The organism is Sporosarcina sp. ACRSM (assembly GCF_022346545.1).
GTDB lineage: Bacteria > Bacillota > Bacilli > Bacillales_A > Planococcaceae > Sporosarcina.
In genome coordinates, this window is the sequence record NZ_JAKRNU010000009.1 from 63,253 (window position 1) to 89,848 (window position 26,596).

Here is a 26,596-nt window from a genome sequence, read left to right on the forward strand (position 1 = left end):
CCGTCATTATAGCATCTTATGGGACGTTTTGGTTTAACCTTTTGTTGCAATTTTATGAGGAAGTCATCTTGGGCTAAATATACCTTATTATTCTTGTAGTTTTCTGCTACTATTAATAGAAGGTAAAAAAGGAGGTTAATTGGTTGAAAAAATTATTCACGTTGATGCTACTCACTCTGTTATTATGGACCCCGATCGTCGCCGAGGCAAGTGATGTAAAGGGGCATCAGATGGAAACGGAGTTGAATTACTGGATTGACAAAGGCGTAATTCGAGCCGATGCGAAAGGTAACTACAACCCGAATAAGTCGGTGACAAGAGGCGAGTTCGCATCCTATATTGCCCGTGCACTAGAGTTACCGACTTCTACAAAACACAAATTCAAAGATTTAAAGGCAAACACAACGCTGACCATCGAAATTCAGAATGCGGCTGGCGCAGGAATTCTTTCCGGCTATCCTGACGGCACATTTAGACCTAATGAAAAAATTACTCGTCAACATATGGCCGGGATGATGTATAAAGCGATGCGCTATATGAAACTACCGGAACAACATTCAAATTTCAAGTTCAAAGATACCAATAAAATATCTGCGAACTTCGTAAATCCGGTCGCTGTCGCACACAGTTTAAATATTATCCGTGGGGATCACCGTAAAGATGGTGTCTATTTCAAACCTCAAGATCATGCGACTGTCGCTCACGCTTCGGCATTCCTTTTCAGAATGGTTGCAGCAGCTGACAAATTGAAGCCAAGTGAACCGACGACTCCAGGTACACCTAGTATTCCCGATGTCGACCCGGAAGTATACAAAGTGAGCTCAATTTCTGGCGGACAATTGAAGTCGACAACCGCACTATACAAAACTTATGAAGATGCATTGGCTGCCTACAATGCATCTTCATCTATAAAAGTCATCCAAAAAGGGGATAAAGTCATTAAAATGAAAGCGGGGAAAGCGTTCGCTTCAAATAACGCTACGAATACGACCTCGCTGTATAAAGACTCTTCCTTCAAAACTTTAGCGACCTCCATCCAAGCTGGTCGAGAAATCAGCTATGTTGGTAGTAGCGCAGACCGTGTCATTGTTGAATTAGGTGGATTGACTTTCTATGCAAAACAGAATGAAGTCGATCTCGTCCCGACAGAACTGGTGACAGGCTCAGACTATTATGAAGTGGGCCGAGACGGAGTTTTGTACCATTACACTTATAATAATATTAGTAAATCATATGCGAATTATTCGATTGCCTCTGCTGCATCATCCATGCGAATCGGCGCCAAATATACAAGCCTTGACGGCGTCCATTTTAAAGAAGTAGGTTCAAGCAAGACGGCGACGTATTATCCTTACTTTCAATTCCAATCGATCCGCTATCCGTCTACTTATACCGGTGCGGAACTAGATGAATATATCAACAAAATTTTGGTCGATCGTCAAAAAACGGGGATTGCTCGTTATCAAAACGCGCCAACTCAATCGAAGTTAATCGGTCTTGGCGAATATTTGAAAGCAGTTGAAGAAACACATCGCGTTAATGCATTGTTCATCTTGGCAACGGCCATTCACGAAAGTGATTACGGCATCAGTACAAATGCGCAAACGAAGAATAATATTTTTGGCATTAAAGTATTCGACTCCGATCCCGACAAAGGGGAAGTCTACGCCAGTCCTGAAAAAAGCGTCGATGCTTTCATCCGGGAATATATGAACAAAAATTATGCGAATCCTCTAGGCGGCTATGCAAATGGAGCTGCTCCTGGCAACAAAGTAGTCGGCTTCAACGTCCGATATGCTTCCGATCCGAACTGGGGCAGTAAAATTGCAGGCCATATGTGGCGCATCGATACATTCCTCGGCAAAAAAGATTATCAACAAGCCGATTTAGGGCGGATCATCTATGACGGTCCAGTTGGGGTCAATGTACGGACAAGCCCAGATGCGACAAGCCCGAAACTCTTCAGTTACCAACAGAAAGATCCGGGTCTTAATGCTGCGTTCGGCTACCCGGTGGTCATTGTCGATGAAACGACCGGCGCGGATGGCTATAAATGGTATAAAGTGCTTTCGGATATGAATCCACCTGCTGATTACGGTTGGATCCGTTCCGATTTAGTGGAACGCATTAACTATTAAAGAAAAAACACTCCATGCCACGGATCGAAGAATCCGTACATGGAGTGTTTTCTGTTTACAAAGCGTCTGTATGTTCCGCACCTGTCGGTAATAATTCCGACATCCCGATACGTTCCAGGCCTTGTTTGATTTTCGTCGTGTACCCTAATTTATTTTTATTCAAATAACCCGCTTTGGATCGAATCATCTCTTCAAACACTGGAAGCACTTTCGGATCGATGGCGGACCAGTTTTCATAGGAGTGAATCAAGTCTTCCAATGTTAAATGGACGTAATCGCGACCGATGAATTCATATTCTGGCGAAACTTTATACCAAATATCGCCGTCCGGGCGAATCCATTTTTTCTTATCTTTTTCGATCGCTGACTGAATGCTATAGGCTGTGTTCAAATAAACCGGATCCTTAAATTCCTCATAAGCGAGCAATAGGATATTCATCCCGCCAAGCAGATGGTTCATGGACGTATGCGTCTTCACTTTTTGAGCGGCTGGGAAATAATCGGAAATGTAGTAAGAGGAATTATCCACTTTCAATATATTTCCTTTCGCTTTCTGGCTTACGAGCAAGTCCGCATAGTTTTTCAATCCGACATTATAATCGGAATGCCCGAATGCTTTGCCGCCATTGTATAAATACAAAGCGATTTGCTCATTGAAGCGGGTATCGACAAACGGAGCCGTAATTCCGTACAAACTCTTCAAATACGTACTCGTTACTTCCGTTTCCCAATACGTCGCATCTCCTCTGAAGATATCGAGATTGGCGAACGCATTGTAGACGAGGTTTTCATAATACCGTTCTCCTGTTTCGGAATACAATGCCATGACCCGGTCTTCTTTCACAAGCAGAAGATTCCGGCCATATCCTCTTCCCGACTTCGGCATCGGTTCGATGGTGACCGCCATTTTATTGTACGGTCCATGGGCTGTATACCATTTGTTACGTTTCTTGTAATTGACTGCGGATTCCAGCATCCATGCATCCATCAGTTTCCGATCCGAAAATAGCGGTTCTTCGGAAGAAAGGAACCATTGATCGACAACATCGAATCCTCTCGATTGCAGTCGGTAGACCGAGAGTTGCGTATCGCCTAGCTTCGCTCCACTGAACGCTTCACTTTCTTGCAGCAATTCTCTCGTGTGGCTTTCCGCACCTGTCGGATATTTTTGGTACAGCTCAACGGACTGATAAGCTTTCCCGATCATCCGTTGCGACTTGTGACCGTCCTGATTCGTCTTTTCGAAAATGCCTGTCGGATAGGTCGTCAAGTCAAAACCGAATGTTTCATCCATACTTTTCTTAATCGGGTATTTGCTATATTCATGCAACACACCTTTCGTCAATCCCGTTTCAGTCTGAATGACATCAACGGTAATCGGCATGCGCTGCGGATTTCGCAACTCGGTGAATAAGAAATAATCCCCGTTCGGCAGTTCTCTTTTTGTCAACGTGACCGTCGCTGGCGACAAACCGCTTACTCGGTATGTATAAACGATGTCTTTTGCATGTGGATGATTGATCGTTTTCTCACCGGCAAACTGCATCGCATAATTCGAGCGCAAATACGTTTTGGCAGCTGTTGTTACTGGAACTTCTGCAAATTGCTGTTCAAAGCGGATGGGCGTATAGTCGCCATATGTATTTGGTTCCACAAATACCGTTGCCGGCAATTTCTCGATCATTCCATTTTGGGCCATCGCGCGGTGTAAGAAAACGACATACGTCGCACGATTCACAGGCGTTTTCGGATCGAATGTACCATCTTCTTTTCCAGTTGTGATGCCGTGTTGTGCCAGTACTTTGACACCTTCTTTGTGAGAGTCGCTGATGCGAGCTTCATCGGCGAAATGAATTTCTTCACCTGTGTCCTGTAGATCAAACGCACGCACGATGACAGTCGCCATCTGTTCACGTGTCAACGAATCCCCTACGCCGAATGTTCCGTCTTCCTTCCCGAGGAAAATTCCCGCCTCATAAGTGGCCATTGCCCCTTTCAAATGGGAAGACTTTGCACTGACGTCTTTAAAGATAGGTTGATAGGATGAGTACGTTAACTGTAGCGCATTGGTCAGCAAATTGGCTGCCTGCCCTCGCGACACTTCCAATGCAGGTCTGAACTGCTTATCCGGATAGCCATTAATAATGCCCAAATCGACCAATTGCGTCACTTCATCTTTCGCCCAAAAATCATTATGGACATCCGTGAAACTTTGCTGGATTGGATTGGCACTGACATTTAAAATGCCGAATCCGAATAATGAAAAGACGATAACTACAATAAACCCAATCATGATTGGGCTTTTCATCTTTCTTTTTTGTACCATTGATATCCCCCTTACTGACTTATTTTCCAGACTCCGTGCACCAGCCGCTCGAGTCGCTTCAGACTTGCCAATAAAGGCAACGAACGCCTTTATCTTCAATTCCTCCAGCGCTTGTCGCGTCTATGCGGTGCGCAGCGCTTTTATATTTTGTACAGTAATTCCTTTATAATACCATATTTCCGCACAAAAGGACTTCCTAATTATTAGGAGATATTGCGTAATCTTTCCCTAATTCCCTAAGTATCATCGAACTTCGTCAAAATAGGATGCTATGCATATATATGAGAGAAGGAAAGTTCGGAGGGATTGAAATGGTTACGATAAGCTTATGTATGATCGTCAAAAATGAAGAAGATGTGATTGGAAGATGTTTGGCATCGGTTCGTGATATAGTAGACGAAATTAACATCATTGATACAGGTTCTACAGACCGAACAAAGGAAATCGTGAAAACGTATACCGACCGGATTTGGGATTTCGAATGGATAGACGATTTCGCCCGTGCAAGAAATTTCTCCTTTCAGCAAGCGACAAAGGAATATATTTTTTGGCTAGATGCGGATGATATATTAACACCAGAAGACCGCGAGAAATTCAAAGCGTTAAAACAATCTCTTGATTCAACAATCGATGCTGTATCGATGAATTATCATTTGGGTTTCGATCATGATGGCAACGTCACTTCCCAATTACGGAGGTATCGTTTAGTTAAAAAGGAAAATAATTTCCAATGGATAGGTGCTGTCCATGAGTATCTTGCGGTTTCTGGGAATTTATTGGACAGTGAGGTCGCCATCACCCATTCTCCGCTTTCCCATGATAGCGACCGCAACTTAAGGATTTATCGAAAAATGATAGAATCCGGCCACCCCCTCTCCCCACGCGACACTTTCTATTACGCGAATGAATTGATGGACCACAATCAATTCGAAGAAGCTGCGCATTATTACGAGAAATTCTTGGAATCAAAGCTAGGTTGGATTGAAGATAACATACGCGCCTGTTTTAAATTGGCGGATTGCTACCACAGCTTAAATAACAAAGAAATGGAACTGAACGCCACTTTACGATCATTCATCTATGATGTCCCCCGCCCTGAAGCTTGTTGCCGCTTAGGCTATTATTTCATGGAACAATCCAAGAACTGGGAAGCTATCCATTGGTACAAACAAGCATTGGCAACCGAAAACAAAGAGACCATCAGTTTACAAAATCCCGCTTTCTCGACATGGCTGCCCCATCTTCAATTATGTGTCCTGTATGATCGGTTACAGCAGTATGACGTCGCTTACGAGCATAATGAATCTGCTAGAAAGTATCGGCCGAATGATGAAAGAATGATCCATAATAAAAAGTACTTTGAAGGTATCTTTCAAAAGGACAATGAGGAAAACCCGTAAAACGATGAATGAACTTCTACTTGTTTACATTTCAAGACTTTAGTACTAACAAGAAAACTCCCACTGGCAATCCAGTGGGAGTTTCATCTTCAATTATGCTTTTGTCACGACAATCTCTTCATCAATCACTTCGACTCGAACCTTTTCAATGACATCCTCTTCCAAAATAAGATCTGTCAATTGATCTTCGATTTTGTCTTGGATCACTCTGCGAAGTGGTCTTGCTCCAAAACGTTTGTCATAGCCTAGTTTGACCAACGCCTGTTTAGCTTCGGACGTGATCGTCATTTCAATTTCATTTTCCTCGATATTCGCTTGTAGATCGGCAAGCATCAGGTCAACGATTTCGAGTAGGTTTTCTTCCGTCAACGAATTAAATTGAACAATCGCATCGAAGCGGTTTAAGAACTCCGGTTTGAAGTAATCACTTAGATTTTCCAATGTTGTAATGGAATCATGTTCGACCCTGTTAAAGCCTACATTCACTTTCTTATCGCCCGTTCCAGCATTACTTGTCATAATGATGACTGTATCTTTGAAGCTCACTGTCCGGCCATGTGAATCCGTAAGTCGACCGTCTTCCATGATTTGCAAGAAGATATTTTGAACATCGGGATGTGCTTTTTCAATTTCATCGAGTAAGAGGATGGAATACGGATTACGGCGAACTTGCTCCGTTAATTGACCCGCCTCTTCATGGCCCACATAGCCTGGAGGCGATCCGATGATTTTAGACACCGCGTGTTTCTCCATATACTCACTCATATCAAGTCGGATCAATGCATCGCGTGAGCCGAATAATTCTTCAGCAAGCACTTTCGTAATTTCCGTTTTACCGACCCCGGTCGGACCGACGAATAGGAATGAACCGATCGGGCGTTGTTTGGATTTTAAACCAGCACGACTGCGACGGATCGCTTTGGCGATTTTATCGACCGCATCCTCTTGACCAATCACTTTTGCCCGAAGACTGTCTGCCATTCCTTTCATTTTCGCTTGTTCAGCCGCTTGCAATTTTGTCACAGGTATCCCCGTTTTTTCCTCCACGATTTGTTCAATATCTGCAACAGATACCTCTACTCGGGCGACTTCTTCATCTTTGTTGATCTCTTCCAATTGTTTCTGAAGACGGATTTCTTCATAACGTAAGTTCGCAGCTTTTTCATAGTCTTCCGCTTCAGCAGCCTGAACCTTTTCTTTACTTACTTCATTCAGGCGCATTTCAATGGAAGCTGCATTTTTTTCCGAATGGACAAGGTTGAGACGCGCACCGACTTCGTCCATTAAATCGATCGCTTTATCCGGCAAGAAGCGATCTTGGATATACCGTTGAGACAATGTGACGAAGGCTTGGATTGCTTCTTCTGAATAGTACACTTCATGGAATTTTTCATAACGATCCTTGATGCCGTTCAGTATTTTAACCGTATCTTCAGTAGATGGTTCTTTCACGATGATCGGTTGGAAACGCCGTTCAAGCGCAGCGTCTTTTTCAATCTGTCGGTACTCTTTCAAAGTCGTTGCCCCGATCAATTGTAAACCGCCTCGCGCCAATGCCGGTTTCAAAATATTGCCCGCATCCATTTGAGACCCTTCCGTTGATCCTGCACCGACTAATAAGTGGATTTCGTCAATAAACAAAATCACGTCTTTACGCGTTTGCAACTCTTCAACCAATTGTTTCATTCGCTCTTCAAATTGCCCACGAATCCCTGTATTCGTCACTAATGAAGCAACATCCAGTAAGTAAACTTCCTTATTCATCAGCTTCATTGGTACATCGCCTTCAAGGATTTTCACCGCAAGCCCTTCGGCAATTGCTGTTTTACCTACCCCTGGCTCACCGATTAGGACCGGATTATTTTTATTCCTTCTATTTAATGTTTCAATAACACGCTTCACTTCTTGATCACGCCCGATGACAGGGTCAATCAAACCTTCCCTTGCTTCGCTAGATAGATTTTTACCAAGTTGGTCCAGCAAACCGTTACCACGATTTCCTTGTTCTTGCATGGTTTGAGTTCTGGCCTGTTTTCCGCCATTTGCTTGGAAAAATTGTTTTGCAAATGCATCATTTGTGTTTCCGTTAAAAGATGATAGATCGCCCGAACTTAGTTTGTTTTGAATGTCGTTGAAACAATGATGACACATATTCATTTGCATTCTTTGGTTGTTCAATTGGATCCATAGATTCATCGTTGCTTGGTTTTGACCACATTGTTGGCATTTCATACATAATTCCTCCTTACAGAATTCTCATCTATTTGATCAATTTGACTTTGACTATCTTTGACTATGATTTGATTATACTCTGACCTGTTTTGACTTTCAACCATTTTGCTCATACAACTTTTTTCTTTTTAAATATAGAGATAGAACAAGAAGCAATCACAATTATTCCTCTTTTGATTGAATGTCGTAGACAAGTAGTTGAATGCCCGTCCTTCATCACTTTTCTAGAATAGTATGTTACAGGGGAGGAGGTGGAAATATGGATTTTTATGAATATATGAATTATAGAATGCGTAGAAATTGTAATTGTTCATGTAACTGCGCAAGACCGTGTTGTTGTCATAGAGCATGTTGCTGCCCAGAACCGATTGGAGTTACAGGGCCTACTGGGGCTACCGGCGCTACGGGACCACGAGGACCACGAGGTTTTCGAGGGCCAGATGGAGCGACCGGGGCGACGGGCGTGGCCGGAGTTACCGGCGCGACGGGCGCTACGGGTGCTACGGGTGTGCCTGGTGTTACCGGCGCTACGGGTGTGCCTGGCGTTACCGGCGCTACGGGTGTGCCTGGCGTTACCGGCGCTACAGGTGCTACGGGTGTGGCTGGTATTACCGGCGCGACTGGCGCTACGGGCGTGGCCGGTGTTACCGGCGCTACTGGCGCTACGGGCGTGGCCGGAGTTACCGGCGCGACTGGCGCTACGGGTGTGCCTGGCGTTACCGGCGCTACTGGCGCTACGGGTGTGGCCGGAGTTACCGGCGCGACTGGCGCTACGGGTGTGCCTGGCGTTACCGGCGCTACTGGCGCTACGGGTGTGGCCGGAGTTACCGGCGCTACCGGCGTGACCGGCGCGACTGGGGCGACGGGTGTGGCTGGTGTTACCGGCGCTACCGGCGTGACCGGCGCGACTGGCGCTACGGGTGCCACGGGCGTGGCTGGCGTTACCGGCGCGACTGGCGTGGCCGGTGTTACCGGCGCGACTGGCGCGACTGGCGCTACCGGCGTGGCTGGCGTTACCGGCGTGGCTGGCGTTACCGGCGCGACTGGCGCGACGGGTGTGCCTGGCGTTACCGGCGCGACCGGCGCTACGGGCGTGGCCGGAGTTACCGGCGCGACTGGGGCGACGGGTGTGCCTGGCATTACCGGCGCGACTGGGGCGACGGGTGTGGCCGGAGTTACCGGCGCGACTGGCGCTACGGGTGTGCCTGGCGTTACCGGCGCGACCGGCGCTACGGGTGTGGCTGGCGTTACCGGCGCGACTGGGGCGACGGGTGTGGCTGGTGTTACCGGGGCTACCGGGGCGACTGGGGCTACGGGTGTGGCTGGTGTTACCGGGGCTACCGGGGCGACTGGCGCTACGGGTGTGGCCGGAGTTACCGGCGCTACTGGGGCGACGGGTGTGGCTGGTGTTACCGGGGCTACCGGGGCGACTGGCGCTACCGGGGCTACCGGGGCGACTGGCGCTACCGGGGCGACTGGGGCGACTGGGGCTACCGGGGCGACTGGGGCGACTGGCGCTACCGGAGTAGCCGGTGTTACCGGAGCTACGGGTGTGGCTGGAGCAAGTGCAATCATTCCGTTCGCTTCAGGTGTTACACCAGTTGAATTAACAACTCTTTTGACTGGCTTAGTTGGTACTACTAGCCTTGTAGGGTTTGGAAGTGCCGTTCCAGGAATTAGTATTGCAGGCGGGACGATTAACCTTTCCGGACTTCTGAACTATGCGTTTATGGTTCCCCGTGACGGAATCATCACGTCAGTAGCAGGATTCTATACAACAACACTTGGATTAAATCTTCTTGCAACTGCAGCGGTTACAGCACAATTATATGTAGCCGATATAAATAGCAACATATTTAGTCCAATTCCGGGCGCTTCTGTAACTCTATCGCCAACCTTAACAGGACCACTTGGGGCAGTGATTAACAGCAGTGGGATTACAAGCGGCTTATCAATCCCTGTAACAGCAGGACAACGGCTGGTGCTTGTGTTCTCCGCACAAATTGTCGCAGGTCTACCTCTTGCAGCCTCTTTCACAGGTGCAGCTAGTGGTGGCGTATCCATCAACTGACGAACTGGTATAATTAGTCATACAGTTTATCAGTTGTTCATAGTGCGAAAAGCAAAAAATCACCTCTTTCATTCCCTTGAATGAAAGAGGTGATTTAGTTTAGAAGTTATTCACGTAATCAGTACTCGTCGTGACACATTCACCGAGCTTTGCGACATCGAAATTTCCACCGCTGACAATGACGCCGATACGATTTGCTGTAAAGGGTAGTTTTTTATGCAGAACTGCAGCGACTGCGGCAGCTGCTGCACCTTCGATCAATGTTTTTTCACGTTCTAGCATGAACAATATCGCTGATGAAATTTCCTGTTCAGATACTGTAATCAGACCGTCAACATAATTCTGGATAATGTCCATTGTCACTTTCCCTGGGTCTTTGACACGGATGCCTTCCGCCAAGGTCGGTAGAAAATGGACCATGCCTTTTCGTTCGTGAAATTTCGAAAAGATTGCAGGTGCGTTTTCCGCTTGAACCCCAATCACTTTGACAGTGGGACGGATTGCTTTGACAGCGAGTGCTGTTCCTGCCAACAAACCGCCTCCGCCTGCCGGTACAACAATCGTATCTAAGTCAGGTTGCTGTTGCAACATTTCCATAGCAACCGTAGCCTGACCTTCAATTATGGCTAGATCATCGAATGGGTGGACAAATGTCGCTCCTGTAGCAAGCTGTGCGGAGCGTGCAGCCAAATAAGCTTCGTCAAAACTTTGACCGATCAATTTGACGGTTGCTCCGTATTTCTGCGTCGCTTGCACCTTCGCTTCCGGTGTAGCGAGTGGCATATAGATCGTTACGGGAACGCCTTTTTTCCGTCCTGCGAGTGCAACTCCTTGTGCGTGATTTCCCGCCGAGGCCGCCAATAATCCTTTGGCACATTCCTCTTCGGAAAGTTGCGCGACTTTGTTGAAAGCGCCTCGTACTTTGAACGAACCTGTCTTCTGAAGATTTTCAAGCTTTAAATACACTTCACTGTTGGTCCATTCATTCAATGTTTCGGACTGTTTACAAGGCGTCCTATGAACGATTTCTGTTAACCTCTCAAATGCTTCGAATAAACGAGCTGTGTCGTACGAATTCCCAATTACACCATCTCCTCTTTAATGCAGCTGGTTATACCAGCTGGTTTGTTTGTTGCTGTTCATACTTGGCAATATGCTCTTCGTATTGGAATGTCAATGCAATTTCATCCCAACCGTTTAACAGCATTTGTTTATAATACGGGTCGATATTAAATGAATAAACCTTCCCGTCTTGCCCGGTCACTGTCTGCTTTTCCAAATTCACTTCTACCGTGTATGGCTCTTGCTCGCCTTTCTCCAACAGTTCTTCTACTTCTTCCACTTTCAATTTAATAGGAAGTAAACCGTTCTTCATGCAGTTATTATGGAAAATATCCGCAAAGCTAGGGGCAATGACAACGTTGAAACCATAATCCACGATTGACCAAGGGGCGTGCTCCCTTGAAGATCCACATCCGAAATTCTCATGTGACACGAGAACTTTGGATCCTTTGAATCGCTCATCATTTAATACGAAATCTTTTATCTCAGTCCCATCCGCATTATACCGCCAGTGGTAAAACAAGTATTTTCCAAATCCTGTACGCTCAATCCGCTTTAGGAATTCCTTGGAAATAATTTGGTCGGTATCGACGTTTTTATGGTCGAGTGGAGTGATGACACTCACTACTTCATTAATCGGTTCCATCTAATCGTCTCCTTTCAGCGCTTACGCATGGGCTTTCTGTATTTCACGTACATCGACGAAATGACCTGCAATGGCAGATGCAGCCGCCATCGCCGGGCTCATCAGATGTGTTCGGGATCCCGCACCTTGACGGCCTTCGAAGTTCCGATTGGATGTCGAAGCGCATCGCTCTCCTGCAGGAACAACATCATCATTCATCGCGAGACACATACTACAGCCTGACTCGCGCCATTCAAATCCAGCTTCTACGAAAATGGAGTCTAGTCCTTCTTCTTCCGCCTGCTTTTTAACGGAGTATGAACCTGGTACGACAATCGCTGTAACGGAAGGATGAACTTTTTTCCCTTCGATCACTTTTGCAGCTGCGCGTAGGTCACTTAATCTTGCATTCGTGCAAGAGCCGATGAAAACGTGCTGGATGTCAATGGATGTCAGCGGAGCCCCTTCTTCAAGTCCCATATAAGCAAGTGCTTTTTTCAGCGCTTCTTTATCGGACTCAGACTCAAATTCAGATGCATAAGGTACATGTGAGGTAATACCGGATCCCATGGAAGGATTCGTCCCCCATGTCACAAACGGTTCGATTTCATTTGCATCCAGTTCGACTGTTATGTCATATGTAGCTCCTTCGTCGGACGCCAAAGCAAGCCATTTTGCTGCTGCTTCATCAAACGCGGCTCCTTGTGGAACATGTTTACGCCCTTTCAGGTAGGCGATGGTCGTTTCGTCTGGACTGATTAAACCAGCTTTCGCTCCGGCTTCAATGGACATATTACAGACTGTCATCCGTTCTTCCATCGTTAGCTTACGAATAGCGTCGCCTGTATATTCCACAATATGTCCAGTCCCCATATCAATGCCAAATTTAGCGATGATTGCTAAGATGATATCTTTAGCAGTGACACCAAAACCAAGTTCGCCATTGATGCGGATTTGCATAGTTTTCGGTTTGTTTTGCCAAAGCGTTTGTGTCGATAGCACGTGCTCGACTTCACTTGTTCCGATACCGAATGCGATCGCACCGAATGCTCCATGCGTGGATGTATGGCTATCCCCACAAACAATTGTTTTTCCAGGTTGCGTCAATCCAAGTTCCGGCCCGATAATATGGACAATTCCTTGGTCAGGGTGATCCATATTAGCTAGCTCAATACCGAATTCATCACAGTTCGCTTGTAATGTATTGATCTGTTTCCGTGCGATCGGGTCTTTAATCGTCTCCCGGTTGCGCGTCGGTACATTATGATCCATCGTTGCATAGCAAAGATCCGGTCTCCGAACTTTCCGGTTTGCAAGTCTCAAACCTTCAAATGCCTGCGGAGAGGTCACTTCATGCAATAAATGAAGATCGATGTAGAGCAAATCCGGTTTCCCCTGTTCTTCATAAACTACATGTTGTTCCCAGATTTTCTCGATAATATTTTTTGCCATAAGTCATTCTCCCTTCTCAATTACGCCTCGGCGTAATTGCGTCCAGATTTTGAATTGAGCTTGCTCAATTAACTCCTTTCAAAATCTGTGACATGCGCCGGAGGCATGACTTAATTCAGTTTACTGAATTAAGTCATACGTATGAATTCATAATGCTGTTCGAAACAGATTGTGTATCGAGTTCGTTGATTACTTTTTCGGTCCACTCCTGCGTTGTTAGCGCTCGTTGCGCAGAATCAGCCAAATCCGCTGTGAAGCTGCCATCTTCGAATACTGTATCAACGGCTTTCTCAATCGCCACAGCTTCCGCTTCCATTCCGAATGAATAACGTAACATCATCGCAGCTGACAAAATGGTTGCAGCTGGATTCGCAATGCCTTTCCCAGCAATTTCCGGAGCTGATCCGTGCACCGGTTCATAGAGGCCGAAACTGTCTGCACGCATACTCGCTGACGGTAGTACGCCCAGTGAACCTGTAATGACGGACGCCTCATCACTTAAAATATCGCCAAACATATTTTCCGTCAAAATGACATCGAATGCAGCGGGATTTGTAATCAGCTTCATAGATGTTGAGTCAACTAGCATGTGCTCAACTTCCACATCGGGATAGGCCACCTTTTTCTCATCCACAATTTTGCGCCATAGTTTACTTGACTCAAGGACATTTGCCTTGTCGACAGAAGCGATTTTCCCTCTACGCAGTTGGGCAAACTCAAATGATTTGTCGACGATGCGTTCAATTTCTTCACGTGAATAAAGGAGTGTATCTACAGCCCCTTCTTCTGTATGATGACTCGGTTCTCCAAAATACAAACCACCGGTCAATTCCCGTACGATCAGCATATCGACTTCTTTTGCAATATCTTCTTTCAAAGGAGAAGTATGGAGCAAAGAAGGGACAGCTTTCACAGGACGAAGATTGGCGAATAGATCGAAACGTTTCCGAATGGCCAACAGTCCTTTTTCCGGACGGAGCGCTTGCGGATTCTGATCCCATTTTGGACCGCCTACTGCTCCAAGGAGTACTGCGTCACTCGCTTCGCAAATGGCGATTGTTTCATCCGGCAGAGGATTTTGATGCTTATCGATTGCATCGCCTCCAATGGATGCATGTTCAAAATGAAATGTATGGTTAAAGCGTTTCGCAATGACTTCAAGCACCTTCACTGCCGCTTCTGTCACTTCCGGGCCGATTCCGTCACCAGGTAATACTGCTATTTTCTTTTCCACCGTACTTCTCCTCCTTGTTTAAGTTTACGTTTTCACGTTTCGGGATGCCTTCCTCCCTTAGACAAGCGGCTTTACCACTAGTCTTATAGGAGGGGCACAAAAGATTCCTTCATTATATATCGTTTCTTCAATTTACTTTTGTTGAAGAATTATTTTACGCTAACGTTATTGGACAGTTTGCTTTACTTTGTTTCCTTCTTTGATCAGCTGTCTGTTAATGGCGTTCAAGTACGCTTTAGCAGATGCTTCCAATACGTCTTGGGCGACGTCACGGCCAATGGAAACTTGACCGTCGATGCTGAGATTTACGACTGCTTCCCCAAGCGCATCGCGCCCTTTACCGATCGATGTCACACGGTAATCCAAAATGTGGGTTTCGCCATCCACCAATTTTTCAAGTGTATTGAAAATGGCTTCGACTGAACCTGCTCCAGTAGCAGCCACCGTGACGGTTTCGCCATTTGGTACAACAGCTGTAACTGTCGCTGTCGGTACATTGGCAGTTCCATACTGCACTTGCACATTCGTCAGCTCGTATACTGGAACTTCTTTATATTCAATTTGCTGATCCGTAAAGAGGATGAATAAATCGTCTTCCGTGATCTCTTTTTTGCGGTCTGCCAACTTCTTAAATTCAACAAACGCTTTATTGATTTTTTCATCATCCAGATCGAAGCCCATCGTAATGGCACGATCTTTGAATGCATGACGACCCGAGTGTTTTCCAAGGGCAAGCGGTTCTGTTTTGTCACCGATCAGTTCCGGCGTAATAATCTCGTAAGTTTCACGATTTTTCAGATAACCGTCTTGGTGAATCCCTGACTCGTGCGCAAATGCATTTTTGCCGACGACTGCTTTGTTTGGTTGTATGACGACACCTGTCAACTGGCTTACAAGCTGACTCGTGCGTTTGATTTCCTTCAAATTGATGCCCGTTTCGAAACCGTAGAAGTCTTTTCGGATGTGAAGAGCGACTGCGATTTCTTCAAGCGCTGCATTTCCTGCGCGTTCCCCGATGCCGTTGATCGTCCCTTCGACTTGATCCGCTCCATTTTCGATCGCTGCAATCGAATTGACGACAGCCATCCCTAAGTCGTTATGACAGTGAGCGGAAAGTTTAACCTTATCAATTCCGGTGACATTTTCTTTCAAATATTTGAAGAGTGCACCGTATTCTTGAGGCGTCGCATAACCGACCGTATCCGGGATATTGATGGTCGTTGCGCCTGCGGCAATCACTTGATTAATAATACGGACAAGGAATTCCGGGTCTGAACGGAATGCATCTTCCGCGGACCATTGGACAAGCGGGAAATATTTGCGTGCATATTTGACAGCTTCCACTGCAATGTCAACGACTTGGTCAGGGGTTTTCTGAAGTTTATATTCCATATGGATTGGTGAAGTTGCTAAGAATACGTGTAAATGAGGTTGTTCCGCACCACGAAGTGCTTCCCATGACGTTTCGATATCGCTCTTCATCGCCCGGGCAAGACCTGTAACCGTTGAGTTTTTCACTGTATTCGCAATGCGTTGAACCGCTTCAAAATCACCCGGGGATGAAGCAGGAAACCCTGCTTCAATAATTGTTGCCCCGAATTTTTCTAGTTGACGTGCAATTTCTAATTTTTCCGCTGTATTTAAATTGATACCTGCGGACTGTTCGCCATCCCGCAAAGTGGTATCAAAGATGTCAATTTTTCGCACTAGCGACCACTTCTTCCTCTTTTGTTTTTGCACCTTCATTCACAAATGGCATCATTGCGCGTAGTTTTTGACCAACTTCTTCGATTTGGTGTTTCGCTTCTTCTTGTTCGATGCGGTTGAAGTTCGGACGACCGTTTTCGTTCTCTGCAATCCACTCTTCAGCGAATTTCCCAGATTGGATGTCAGTCAAGATGTCTTTCATGCGTGCTTTTGTATCTGCGTCAACAACGCGTGGACCTGATACGAAGTCACCCCACTCAGCTGTATCGGAGATTGAATAGCGCATGCCAGCCATTCCGCCTTCATACATCAAGTCAACGATCAATTTTGTTTCGTGCAATGTTTCAAAGTAAGCAAGTTCCGGTTGGTAGCCAGCTTCAACAAGTGTTTCAAATCCAGCTTTAACAAGTGATGTTAAACCACCGCAAAGTACTGCTTGCTCACCGAATAGATCCGTAACTGTTTCTTCTTCAAACGTTGTTTCAAGAACTCCACCGCGTGCAGAACCGATTCCTTTTGCGTATGCAAGTGCAACGTCTTTTGCATTGCCGGATACGTCTTGGTAGATTGCGAACAATGCCGGTACACCTGCGCCAGCTTCAAATGTTCTGCGAACGAGATGTCCTGGTCCTTTTGGTGCAACTAGGAATACGTCAACATCCGCTGGTGGTTTGATTTGACCGAAGTGAACGTTGAAACCATGTGCGAATACAAGGGATTTGCCTGCTGTAAGAGCTGGTGCGATTTCTTCCTCATAAACTTGTTTTTGTCTTTCATCTGGAAGTAGGATCATGATAAAGTCTGCTGCTTCTGCTGCTTCTTTAACTGTTTTCACTTCAAGACCGTCTTGTTTCGCTTGATCGAAAGATTTACCTGGACGTACACCAACAACAACGTCGAAACCTGAATCTTTCAAGTTACGTGCATGTGCGTGACCTTGTGATCCGTATCCGATGATTGCGATTTTCTTATCTTGTAGAACTGCCTCATTGATATCTTGGTTATAGTACATTTTTGTCATTTTAAATTCCTCCAATAAATTGTTTGTAGTTGTTATTATCTATATGGTATTTAAATGGTACACATTTGAATGGTGTTACTGTTATCCATTTGTGTCTAGACTCCGGGCGCCAGATGCTCGGGTCATAAGCCAGCCCGGCTGTGAGGCAAAGTACGCCTCTTCGCCGGTCCGTCTTATGCCTGTCGCATCTAGGCAGGCGCCCTGCGCTTTTCTATATTATTTTAAAATGGATAATTGTGGTGATTGGACCTTTTGCGTGTCCCGTACAAATGCCGTAGCACCTGTTCTTGTTAATTCTTTAATGCCATATGGTCTGAGCAGATCGATAAACGCTTCAATCTTATCCGGATTGCCTGTCACTTGGTAGGTGACGACATTTTTACCGGAATCGATGACGGTTGCCCTAAACGGTTCGATGATACTATTCATTTCACTCCTGACATGCGGCGGTGAAATGACTTTCACTAAAGCGAGTTCCCGCATGACAATCGCTCGATCTGTAATGTCGTTCACTTTAAGGACATCGATCTGTTTGGACAACTGTTTGACAAGCTGCTCGATTTTCCGTTCATCTTCTACATTGACGATGAACGTCATTTTCGAGATGCCAACCTGTTCAGTATGCCCGACTGTAATGCTTTCGATGTTAAATTGTCTTTTCATGAGCAATCCCGTCACTCGGTTCAAGACACCACTTTGATTAATGACTGTTACTGTAATGACTCGTTTCAATGTTTGCTCACTCCAATCATTTCATTCAGTCCTCTGCCTGGTGCAACCATCGGCGTAACCTTTTCCGCCTGTTTCACGCGACAGTCGATCAGGACAGGCTCATCGGATAATAATGCTTCCCGGAACTGCGCTTCTGCCTCTTCCAGTTTCTCGATTCGATAGCCTTTGATGTCATACGCTTCCGCTAATTTCACAAAGTCCGGCTGCACCGGGATCAAAGATTGTGAATAACGGTTTTCGTAGAACGTTTCTTGCCATTGGCGAACCATTCCGAGTGCTTCGTTGTTCAAGATAACAACCTTGACAGGTAGGCGCAACTCCTGCAATAAGGACAATTCTTGTGCCGTCATTTGGAATCCAGCATCTCCTACGATCGAGATGACACGTTTATCCGGTTTGGCAATCTGTGCACCAATCGCTGCTGGGAAACCGAAGCCCATCGTTCCAAGACCGCCTGACGTTACCCAATGATTCGGATTATTTAAACTGTAATATTGCGCTGCCCACATTTGATGCTGACCTACATCCGTTGTGACAATCGCTTCCCCTTCCGTGATACGGTGGATGATTTCAACCGCTTGTTGCGGAAGGATGACGCTGTCGTCCTCGTTGTACCATAATGGGAACTTTTCGGCTGATTGTTTCAAGTAAGCCCACCATTCAGTTATTTCAGGCGATTCGTTTTGCTGATTCAAAAGTTCTTTCAACGCTTCCTTGGCGTCTGCAACGATCGGGATTTCCGTCGGTACATTTTTGCCAATTTCCGCCGGATCGATATCGATATGGATGACTTTTGCATGTGGTGCGAACAACTCAAGATTACCTGTTAAACGGTCATCGAAGCGTGCTCCGATATTGACAAGTACATCACATTCGCTAAGCGCCATATTGGCAGTAACCGTTCCGTGCATTCCTGCCATGCCGAGGAATAGTTCGTGTTCGCCATGGATACTTCCTAAACCAAGTAGCGTATTGGTAATCGGTAATTGGTGTTTCTCTGCAAATTCTTTCAATTCGTCCATCGCATTTGCATGAAGTATGCCGGCTCCCGCTAGAATGATCGGCTTTTTCGCTTCTGAAATGGCTTTTGCCGCTTTTTGGATTTGTAAAAAGTTCGGAATCGTTGTCGGCTGATAGCCCGGTAGGTTGACTTCGATGTCTGCATACTTTTCATCCGTCGAAGCGAACAACCCCGTCGCAATGTTTTTAGGAATATCCACAACAACCGGTCCAGGACGTCCTGTTGAAGCGATATGGAATGCTTCTTTGATAATCCGTGGTAAATCCGCCACGTCGTTCACCTGATAATTATGCTTGGTGATTGGCTGTGTAATGCCGATGATATCCGCTTCTTGGAATGCATCGGTTCCGATGACTGTATTGGCAACCTGGCCAGTAAATACGACGAGTGGCAAAGAATCCATCATAGCATCCGTAATCCCTGTCACTAAGTTCGTTGCGCCCGGTCCGGATGTGGCAAGTACGACACCTGTTTTTCCGGATACTCTGGCATACCCTTCCGCCGCATGAATTGCGCCTTGTTCGTGACGGGCAAGCACATGGGAAATGGGATTTTTATATAGCGCATCGTAAATCGGTAATACAGCCCCTCCAGGGTAACCGAAGATGACTTCGACACCTTGATCTTTCAATGCTTGGATCAAAACAGCTGATCCATCGCTCGGCTGTATGTTTTGTTGTTCAATCACAGTATCAGTCACCATTTCCTTTACTGCTTGCTTCGTTTGAACTTCCGCATTCATCAATAAACTCCTCCTTACTTTTCTTTTCGACATTTTTCGACATTTCAAAATAAAGAAAAGCTTTTTCTTCCCACGCAAAGAAACGTATTCTCTTTACCTAGGGATGAAAAAGCTTTTCATGGTACCACCCTTGTTCACAGCAATTTTGCTGCCTCATGAATAGACATTGTCTATTCGCTGCTAACGAGCATAGCGAACTACGCCCGAGATTGCCTAATCCCCTACGGTTTCAGCAACCCACTCCGGGGTGATGTCGTAAACTAGGTGTATACCGGCTTTCAGCTGCCCCGGCTCTCTGTGAATACGTGGATCTAGTTACTTTTGCCCCATCATCGATTTCAATCTATTAAATTTTCATAACGCCGCCAGTACTCGCTGATGTAACAAGTGCTGAATATCTGGCAAGATAGCCTTTTTTGATTTTCGGTTCAAACGGTTTTAATGCTGCCCGTCTTTTTGCTAATTCTTCATCGGAAACTTCGAGTTGGATCGTCCGGTTCGTCAAATCGATGGAAATGATATCATCGTTTTCGACTAATGCGATTGGTCCGCCTTCTGCCGCTTCCGGTGAAATATGGCCGATCGAGATGCCTCGGGATGCCCCTGAAAAACGACCGTCTGTAATGAGTGCCACTTTCGTTCCTAAACCGCGTCCCATAATCGCAGACGTCGGTGCGAGCATTTCAGGCATCCCTGGCCCGCCTTTTGGACCTTCGTAGCGGATGACAACGACATGACCTTCTTTAACCGTGCCATTATCGATGTTTTCCTGTGCCGCTTCTTGGGAATCAAAGACAATCGCCTTGCCTGTGAATTCCTTGATTGACGGATCGACAGCGCCGACTTTAATGACACCGCCGTCCGGTGCGATATTTCCGAAGAGTATGGATAATCCGCCTACAGGACTGTATGGATTCTCTTTCGGTCTAATGACTGCTTCATTCGTAATTTTAGCTTCTTTGACGTTTTCGTAGAGCGTTTTTCCTGTGATCGTCATACGATCAGGATGGATGGCTCCTTCGATTTCGCAAAGTTCCTTGATAATGGCATTGAGGCCACCTGCAAGGTGAACATCATGCATCGAGTAATCGGAAGCTGGCATAATTTTCGATAAATAAGGAATGCGCTTCGCGACTTCGTTGATGTCTTTCACATCGTACTCGATTTCCGCTTCATGTGCGATAGCAAGTGTATGGAGAACAGTGTTGGTCGAACCACCCATTGCCATATCGAGTGCAAATGCATCATCGATTGCTTCTTTCGTAATAAGATCACGCGGTTTGATATCCTCTTTTACCATGCGGACAAGATGTTGCGCCGCTTCTTTGATGAGTCGGTGACGCTCGTCCGAAGTAGCTACGATTGTGGCATTCCCTGGAGGTGTCATGCCGAGCATTTCCATCAAAGAGTTCATGGAGTTCGCTGTGAACATTCCTGAACAAGATCCGCATGTCGGACATGCATTTTGTTCAATGTCGAGCAGTTCCGCTTCCGTCATTGAGCCTTGTTTGTAAGCCCCGACCCCTTCAAATACAGAAGTGAGGGAAAGCTGTTTTCCATCTGCCGATGTACCAGCCTCCATCGGGCCACCTGTTACGAATACGGATGGGACATTCGTCCGAACTGCTGCCATTAGCATACCTGGTGTAATCTTGTCACAGTTCGGTATGTAGAACACACCGTCAAACCAGTGAGCGTTTATCACAGTTTCCGCTGCATCTGCAATGAGCTCTCGGCTTGGGAGTGAATATCTCATTCCGATATGCCCCATTGCAATCCCATCATCTACGCCGATGGTATTAAATTCAAACGGGATGCCACCCGCTTCCCGGATTGCTTCTTTGACGACTTCTGCGAATTTATTCAAGTGCATATGACCAGGAATGATATCAATATATGAGTTACAGACACCTATGAAAGGTTTGTGCATATCTTTCATCCGAACACCAGTTGCGTACAATAGACTTCTATGAGGTGCGCGGTCCACACCTTTTTTGATCATATCACTTCTCATTGCATTCTCTCCTACTCAAATCACTTACACTTTTATCTCAATTGAACTAAGTTACTACCTATCAATCAGTCACTTGTCTTCTGAACTGAATCACGTGCTGATTTGGATTGAAGCTATCATATCTTGGATATCGCCTGTAGTCAACAGTCTTTTTATAATTATTAGCCAATTGAGAATTGCAAGCAAAAATGTATCCGCTTACATATGCGATATATCGCATATCTCACAATTTGTTCATATTTAATAAAAAATTTTCTACGAAATGACAGCAAGCATAGAAAGGGTTTTCATTCGTCAGGAAGGGATATTTATAAAATTCATGATTTATGAAACCTTCCTGCAATAGACTCGTAACTGTAGTATACTTGCTTTCGAAAGCATGTATTTTTTACCAATAATCTTAATGGAGGTTTTAGGCTATGAAAAAACTAGCAACATGGGCACTCGCATTCATCTTGTTACTCTCATTCGCTTTTCCACAAGATACGGCGTCTGCTCAATCGTATGCACTCAACTGGACGATTGACGATGTTGAAGTGACAGGGAACGACCAACCTTTTCTATTCAATGATAAGGTTCTGATTCCCATAGAGAAACTATTTGAGGAAGTTGGTTTCAAAGTTTCAAAAGACGAGTCTGGTAAAGTGCATGTAACGAACAACCACTTGACGATTGACTTTGATGCGGCAGCAGGAGAAATCAAAGTGAATGGTGAAAAGGCGAATGCCGAATTCCCTCTCACTGATCGAAATGGCGGAAACTATATTTCCACTGAATTTTTGGCACAACTAGAAGGATTTTCGGCGAAAGTTGCAGCAGACCATCAATCCGTTGCAATTCAGACGAACCGTGTGCTAGATGTTCCTGCATTTTTAGAGAAAGCAATGGATGCCAATTTAAACAGCCAGTCTGCTAATCTGACAATAGACTTAGAGATGGCATCTTCACTAGATGAAGAAACGATGAAGATGTTAATGGCTATTCAATCAGATGACATTTTGGATCCATTTTCCTCACACTCCATTTCTACAATGTCAATGACTGATTCAGAAGGATTTGCCTTTGAGGAAGTATCCGAAACGTATATAACCGAAGATGGATTCTTCCAAAAGATGGGCGATACTTGGATCAAGTATGACGATGAAATGGCTGAATTCATGCAACAAATCACTTCTGCACAAGAAATGTTACTGCCACAATTGGAAGAACTGCAACAGAAATTCACTACAGGCATCAATATCTATGAATATGATGATGTCTACGTCATGACCCAATCACTGACGACAGATGAGCTGAAAGAAATGCTAAAAGAGGCATCTTCATTATTTTCAGAGCTACTGCCTGTTATGGGAACTGAAGAAGTATCTATCGAAGTGATAGCGACTGAAGCAGAAGAGATTGAAGAAGTAACGCTTGAAAATGAAGTGACTGAAGAAGTGACTGCTGAAGAAGCAAAAGAAGAAACTGTTGTAGAAGCGGTTGACGATGAGACAACTACAGAGGAAAATACAAATGAAGCGACTGAAGAAGAGGCAGTAATCGATGAAGTCATTTTTGAAGAAGGTGACTTCGACGCGATTTTCGATAGCCTTGGTCTACAACTCGAGGAATTCTACTTTGTTTCCAATTACGATAAAGAAACATTATTCCCACTTGATTTGTCTGGGAATGCACATATCACAATGGCGATGGGCGAGGATTCTTTCTCTATGAAAATGATCCTCTCCGGGGCATTCAGTAACTTCAATGCCGTTGAAGAAATTAAAGTTCCTGAGGAAGTCATCCAAAACGCAATTACTATGGAAGAATACTTCGAACAACTTGAAGCCGAATTCGAAGCAGAGTTTGAATACGAAGCTGAATAATCGCTAAAAAAAGCGGAACGGCCCTTGGATGGGCTCGTTCCGCTTTTCTCTTATAGGAATGTCCGTTATTGGGTAATCCGTATATTTGCAGGGATCGATAGATTGTTACCTGCAGCGTCCTTGATGTTTCGACTATCCAACACCTCGAGAGAGAGACCGCTTGCGATGTTTGCCTTTGTTACCTCATTCTCTAATGTCAGTTCGACTGATTTAATAGAACTTCCCGCAGGTGTCGTCACTTGCTTATTGCCTGCAACGGTTGCACCATCAATCAGCAATTCGAAATCTTGCTCGCCTCCGATTGTTGTAACGGCTTCAGAAAAAGTGAGTTTCACTTTGTCCATCCCCGCCAATACAGCGGATTCCACAAATGGCGCTACGTTCTCTTTTAGACTAACTGTGTTCGTAAAGAAACGATCCATTGTTTTCGTAGAGCCGAATGCTTTTATATTTTCAATTGCAATATTACGTACCCCTGTATAAGTATTGGATCCTTTTTTAAGATTGAGCACGGCTACTTGTGTTGTACCCGATTCTGATGTGACTGGCGGCTTCAATGTCACTGACTCAATCACTGCTCCGTCGATTGAATAGTTTGCTAAAGTCGTAGCCGTCGCCCCATCAACTGCACGATTAAACGTCACGTTCACTTTATTATTATCCGCAGGATCTTGAACCACTTCGGTTACACCGACTACTGCCTCATTTGCAGGCGTGGCATCTTCACCGCGTGTGAAGGTCACAGGATTCGTGCCTGTCACGATGCCTGATTCACTAGTCACATTGTTGAACGTAAGATCGAGTGTATAGTCAGCAGCTTTAAAGTCATTTTCTCCTAAAAAGGCATCCAATTCGACCCGCACCACTTTTTTATTGCCCGTTTCTTTATAGGTCACCGGTGTTGCATCGAAGTCCTTTGAGCCGACCGTCACGTAGTTTCTCACATAACTTCCGACACCGCTGACCGTTGGATTTTTTCCTAGATTGATGTTTTTATCAAAGGTAAGTTCCAAATATTCTTTCCCGTTTGCTTTGTCTTGTACAACTGCCCTGGAGACGACTTTCGGAGCGGTTGTATCTTTAGTGAACGTGATTACTTTGTTGGTAGTAGCTCCCACTTCCCCACTCAAGTCGGAGAAAGCTGAAACCGTTACAGTCCTAGCCCCGTCCAAAAGACCTTCAACATTCACATCATACACTGTCGGATCGTCAGTAGACCTAGAAACTGCAGTTTTAGGATATCCTGACACCGCTACAGTCGGATTATCATTCAGCCGCTCGGAGAACTTGATCGACAACGAGGATGCCCCTGTTTGCTTGATTGTTTCAACTACTGGCGCAATCCCGTCAGCGGCCCCTTTTTGGAAAGTGACGGTTGCCGGATTAGGCGTGAGCAAATTCTTAGCCATATCTTGCGCTCCGATGAATGTCGCCACGATGCGTTTTGATTCGGAAACATTTGCATCCATTGTGAAGACGATCTCATCAGCCCCTTCTGTCATCGCACCTGTAATTCCTGAAACGGCTGAACCATCTTCATACTTGAATGTCGTTTCATTAAACGCTTTCATCGGTTCCGAAAATTTCACCCGCACTTGTGTAGCCGAAAGATTTTCGACACTTTTAATTGTTGGCGCGGTCGTATCTGCTGCAATGGTTACCATGTCCGTAAAGTCGTCAATCGCTTTTCCGTTAGTCGTTTTTACGTTTTTTACTTTCACATCATACCTTTTTGAAAGCGGAGCATTGGCTGTCACCGTCAATACTTTTCCGTTCGAACTCAAGCTGCCTGATACGACTTTCGCAGTCACCCCGTCCAGCGATGAAATGGCAACCGTATTTTCTTTGATCGTCCCACTTGAAGTCAACACGGAATCGGCGTCTACAGCTGTACTGAAGTGGACTTCAAACTGTGTCGCATTAATGGGTTTCACACTTGTCACAAAACGATCGTCTCCGGCATACTCAAACGTTACCGTCATCGTCTGTTCAGCTGTTGCTTCCCCTTTTGTCAATATCACTTTATATTCGCCGGCATTCGCTCCCGCAACGACTTCAGCTTTCGTCCCTTTACCTGTCACAACCCGATCGACATAGGCTTGTACAGCCTCCAGTTTGGTCTTATCGGTTGCCTGTTCTCCCTTCGGAACGACAACATTCCCGGTCTTCACCAAGTCCGCTGCCGAATCGACAGCCGCTTGATCATCACTCACTTGTGAAAAGTCCGTGTTCATGGTTTTATAGAGGAATGTTGCAAATTGGCCACGGGTTGTTGTGTTTTTAGGATTAAAAGCCGGTGCGGCCGGATTCGTAATATCGAAATAATCGAGGACATCGATCGCCGGACGGGCTTCCGCTTTCGCTTTCGTCAAATCAATGACATCTCTTTTAAAATCTTGCTCTCCCACATAAGAGACAAGATCCGTGCTATTTTTCTTATCGAACGCCCGGACAAGCACAACAGCCATGTTTTCACGGGTGATGTTGTCTGAAGCAAGTAGACGGCCGTTATTGCCATTGAATAAGCCATTATCTTTCACGATGGCCGCAGACTGCAGAAGCTCGTCATTGGAGCTGGAGGTGAGATCTGTAAAACGTGGATTTGCCTTATAATCTTTCGGTATATCGTATCCTTCCGCTACAAGCCATTTCCCCATCAATTTCACAACGTCTGAACGCGTCAAGGTTTTATTCGGCTGGAATGTTCCATCGGGATAACCCGAAATAATTCCCATATCGGATAAGGCATCAACTGCTTTTTCATGTGTATTCCCTTTTGTATCTTTGAATTCTTTTGCACTTGCTACCGGCGCTACTGCAGATGCGACAAGAGCAGCCGACGCTGCGCCTACTATGAATTTTTTACTTTTCGATGCTGATCGTTGAGTCATGAATAACTTCCTCCCCTTAAATCAATCGTTAGAAATGAACTCTATTCGACTATTTCTATCTTT

General features: G+C 45.5%; 16 protein-coding genes. 4 read left to right on the forward strand and 12 right to left on the reverse strand.

The annotated features are described in order from the left end of the window. Positions 1–143 precede the first annotated feature (143 nt). Positions 144–2,138: an S-layer homology domain-containing protein gene (locus tag MHZ95_RS14675; protein WP_239391536.1), complete on the forward strand. Its 1,995-nt coding sequence runs from the start codon at positions 144–146 to the stop codon at positions 2,136–2,138. A 55-nt stretch (positions 2,139–2,193) separates the two neighbouring features. Here MHZ95_RS14675 and MHZ95_RS14680 read toward each other — a convergent pair whose 3' ends face one another. Then, positions 2,194–4,464: an S-layer homology domain-containing protein gene (locus MHZ95_RS14680; protein WP_239391537.1), complete on the reverse strand. Its 2,271-nt coding sequence runs from the start codon at positions 4,462–4,464 to the stop codon at positions 2,194–2,196. 311 nt (positions 4,465–4,775) lie between these two features. Here MHZ95_RS14680 and MHZ95_RS14685 point away from each other — a divergent pair, with 311 nt between their 5' ends. Continuing rightward, positions 4,776–5,864, forward strand: coding sequence for a glycosyltransferase family 2 protein (locus MHZ95_RS14685; RefSeq protein WP_239391538.1), 1,089 nt, complete (start codon positions 4,776–4,778; stop codon positions 5,862–5,864). Positions 5,865–5,957: 93 nt separating this feature from the next. On the opposite strand, the gene MHZ95_RS14690 is transcribed toward MHZ95_RS14685, so the two are convergent. Then, a complete protein-coding gene (locus tag MHZ95_RS14690) occupies positions 5,958–8,096 on the reverse strand; it encodes an ATP-dependent Clp protease ATP-binding subunit (RefSeq protein WP_239391539.1) in 2,139 nt (712 codons plus the stop codon). Between the two features lie 463 nt (positions 8,097–8,559). Here MHZ95_RS14690 and MHZ95_RS14695 point away from each other — a divergent pair, with 463 nt between their 5' ends. Continuing rightward, on the forward strand, positions 8,560–10,167 hold the full coding sequence (locus tag MHZ95_RS14695) for an exosporium glycoprotein BclB-related protein (RefSeq protein ID WP_370643058.1): 1,608 nt from the start codon (positions 8,560–8,562) through the stop codon (positions 10,165–10,167). 99 nt (positions 10,168–10,266) lie between these two features. Here the strand turns inward: MHZ95_RS14695 and MHZ95_RS14700 are convergent, their stop codons facing one another. From MHZ95_RS14700 to ilvD, 9 genes are all read right to left on the reverse strand, one after another. Then, positions 10,267–11,193, reverse strand: a complete 927-nt coding sequence (locus tag MHZ95_RS14700; RefSeq protein ID WP_370643063.1) for a threonine ammonia-lyase — start codon at positions 11,191–11,193, stop codon at positions 10,267–10,269. Positions 11,194–11,278: 85 nt separating this feature from the next. After that, positions 11,279–11,875, reverse strand: coding sequence for a 3-isopropylmalate dehydratase small subunit (leuD, locus tag MHZ95_RS14705; RefSeq protein WP_239391541.1), 597 nt, complete (start codon positions 11,873–11,875; stop codon positions 11,279–11,281). 21 nt (positions 11,876–11,896) lie between these two features. Further along, positions 11,897–13,306, reverse strand: a complete 1,410-nt coding sequence (gene leuC, locus MHZ95_RS14710) for a 3-isopropylmalate dehydratase large subunit (protein WP_239391542.1) — start codon at positions 13,304–13,306, stop codon at positions 11,897–11,899. A 133-nt stretch (positions 13,307–13,439) separates the two neighbouring features. Beyond that, positions 13,440–14,540 (reverse strand): 3-isopropylmalate dehydrogenase, encoded by a 1,101-nt coding sequence (leuB, locus tag MHZ95_RS14715; RefSeq protein ID WP_239391543.1) that lies wholly within the window; start codon positions 14,538–14,540, stop codon positions 13,440–13,442. A gap of 165 nt (positions 14,541–14,705) precedes the next feature. Continuing rightward, positions 14,706–16,247, reverse strand: a complete 1,542-nt coding sequence (locus MHZ95_RS14720) for a 2-isopropylmalate synthase (RefSeq protein WP_239391544.1) — start codon at positions 16,245–16,247, stop codon at positions 14,706–14,708. Continuing rightward, complete coding sequence (ilvC, locus tag MHZ95_RS14725) at positions 16,234–17,268, reverse strand: ketol-acid reductoisomerase (protein ID WP_239391545.1); 1,035 nt, start codon at positions 17,266–17,268, stop codon at positions 16,234–16,236. The genes MHZ95_RS14720 and ilvC overlap by 14 nt, the downstream gene beginning before the upstream one ends. A 216-nt stretch (positions 17,269–17,484) precedes the next feature. Beyond that, on the reverse strand, positions 17,485–18,000 hold the full coding sequence (gene ilvN / locus MHZ95_RS14730; protein WP_239391546.1) for an acetolactate synthase small subunit: 516 nt from the start codon (positions 17,998–18,000) through the stop codon (positions 17,485–17,487). Then, positions 17,997–19,724: an acetolactate synthase large subunit gene (gene ilvB / locus MHZ95_RS14735; protein ID WP_370643064.1), complete on the reverse strand. Its 1,728-nt coding sequence runs from the start codon at positions 19,722–19,724 to the stop codon at positions 17,997–17,999. The genes ilvN and ilvB overlap by 4 nt, the downstream gene beginning before the upstream one ends. A gap of 385 nt (positions 19,725–20,109) precedes the next feature. Then, a complete protein-coding gene (ilvD, locus tag MHZ95_RS14740) occupies positions 20,110–21,777 on the reverse strand; it encodes a dihydroxy-acid dehydratase (RefSeq protein WP_239391548.1) in 1,668 nt (555 codons plus the stop codon). Positions 21,778–22,196: 419 nt separating this feature from the next. On the opposite strand from ilvD, the gene MHZ95_RS14745 reads away from it, so the two are divergent. After that, entirely contained in the window at positions 22,197–23,642 is a 1,446-nt protein-coding gene (locus MHZ95_RS14745) for a DUF6612 family protein (protein ID WP_239391549.1), read from the forward strand. 65 nt (positions 23,643–23,707) lie between these two features. On the opposite strand, the gene MHZ95_RS14750 is transcribed toward MHZ95_RS14745, so the two are convergent. After that, positions 23,708–26,533 (reverse strand): S-layer homology domain-containing protein, encoded by a 2,826-nt coding sequence (locus MHZ95_RS14750; RefSeq protein WP_239391550.1) that lies wholly within the window; start codon positions 26,531–26,533, stop codon positions 23,708–23,710. Positions 26,534–26,596 lie beyond the last annotated feature (63 nt).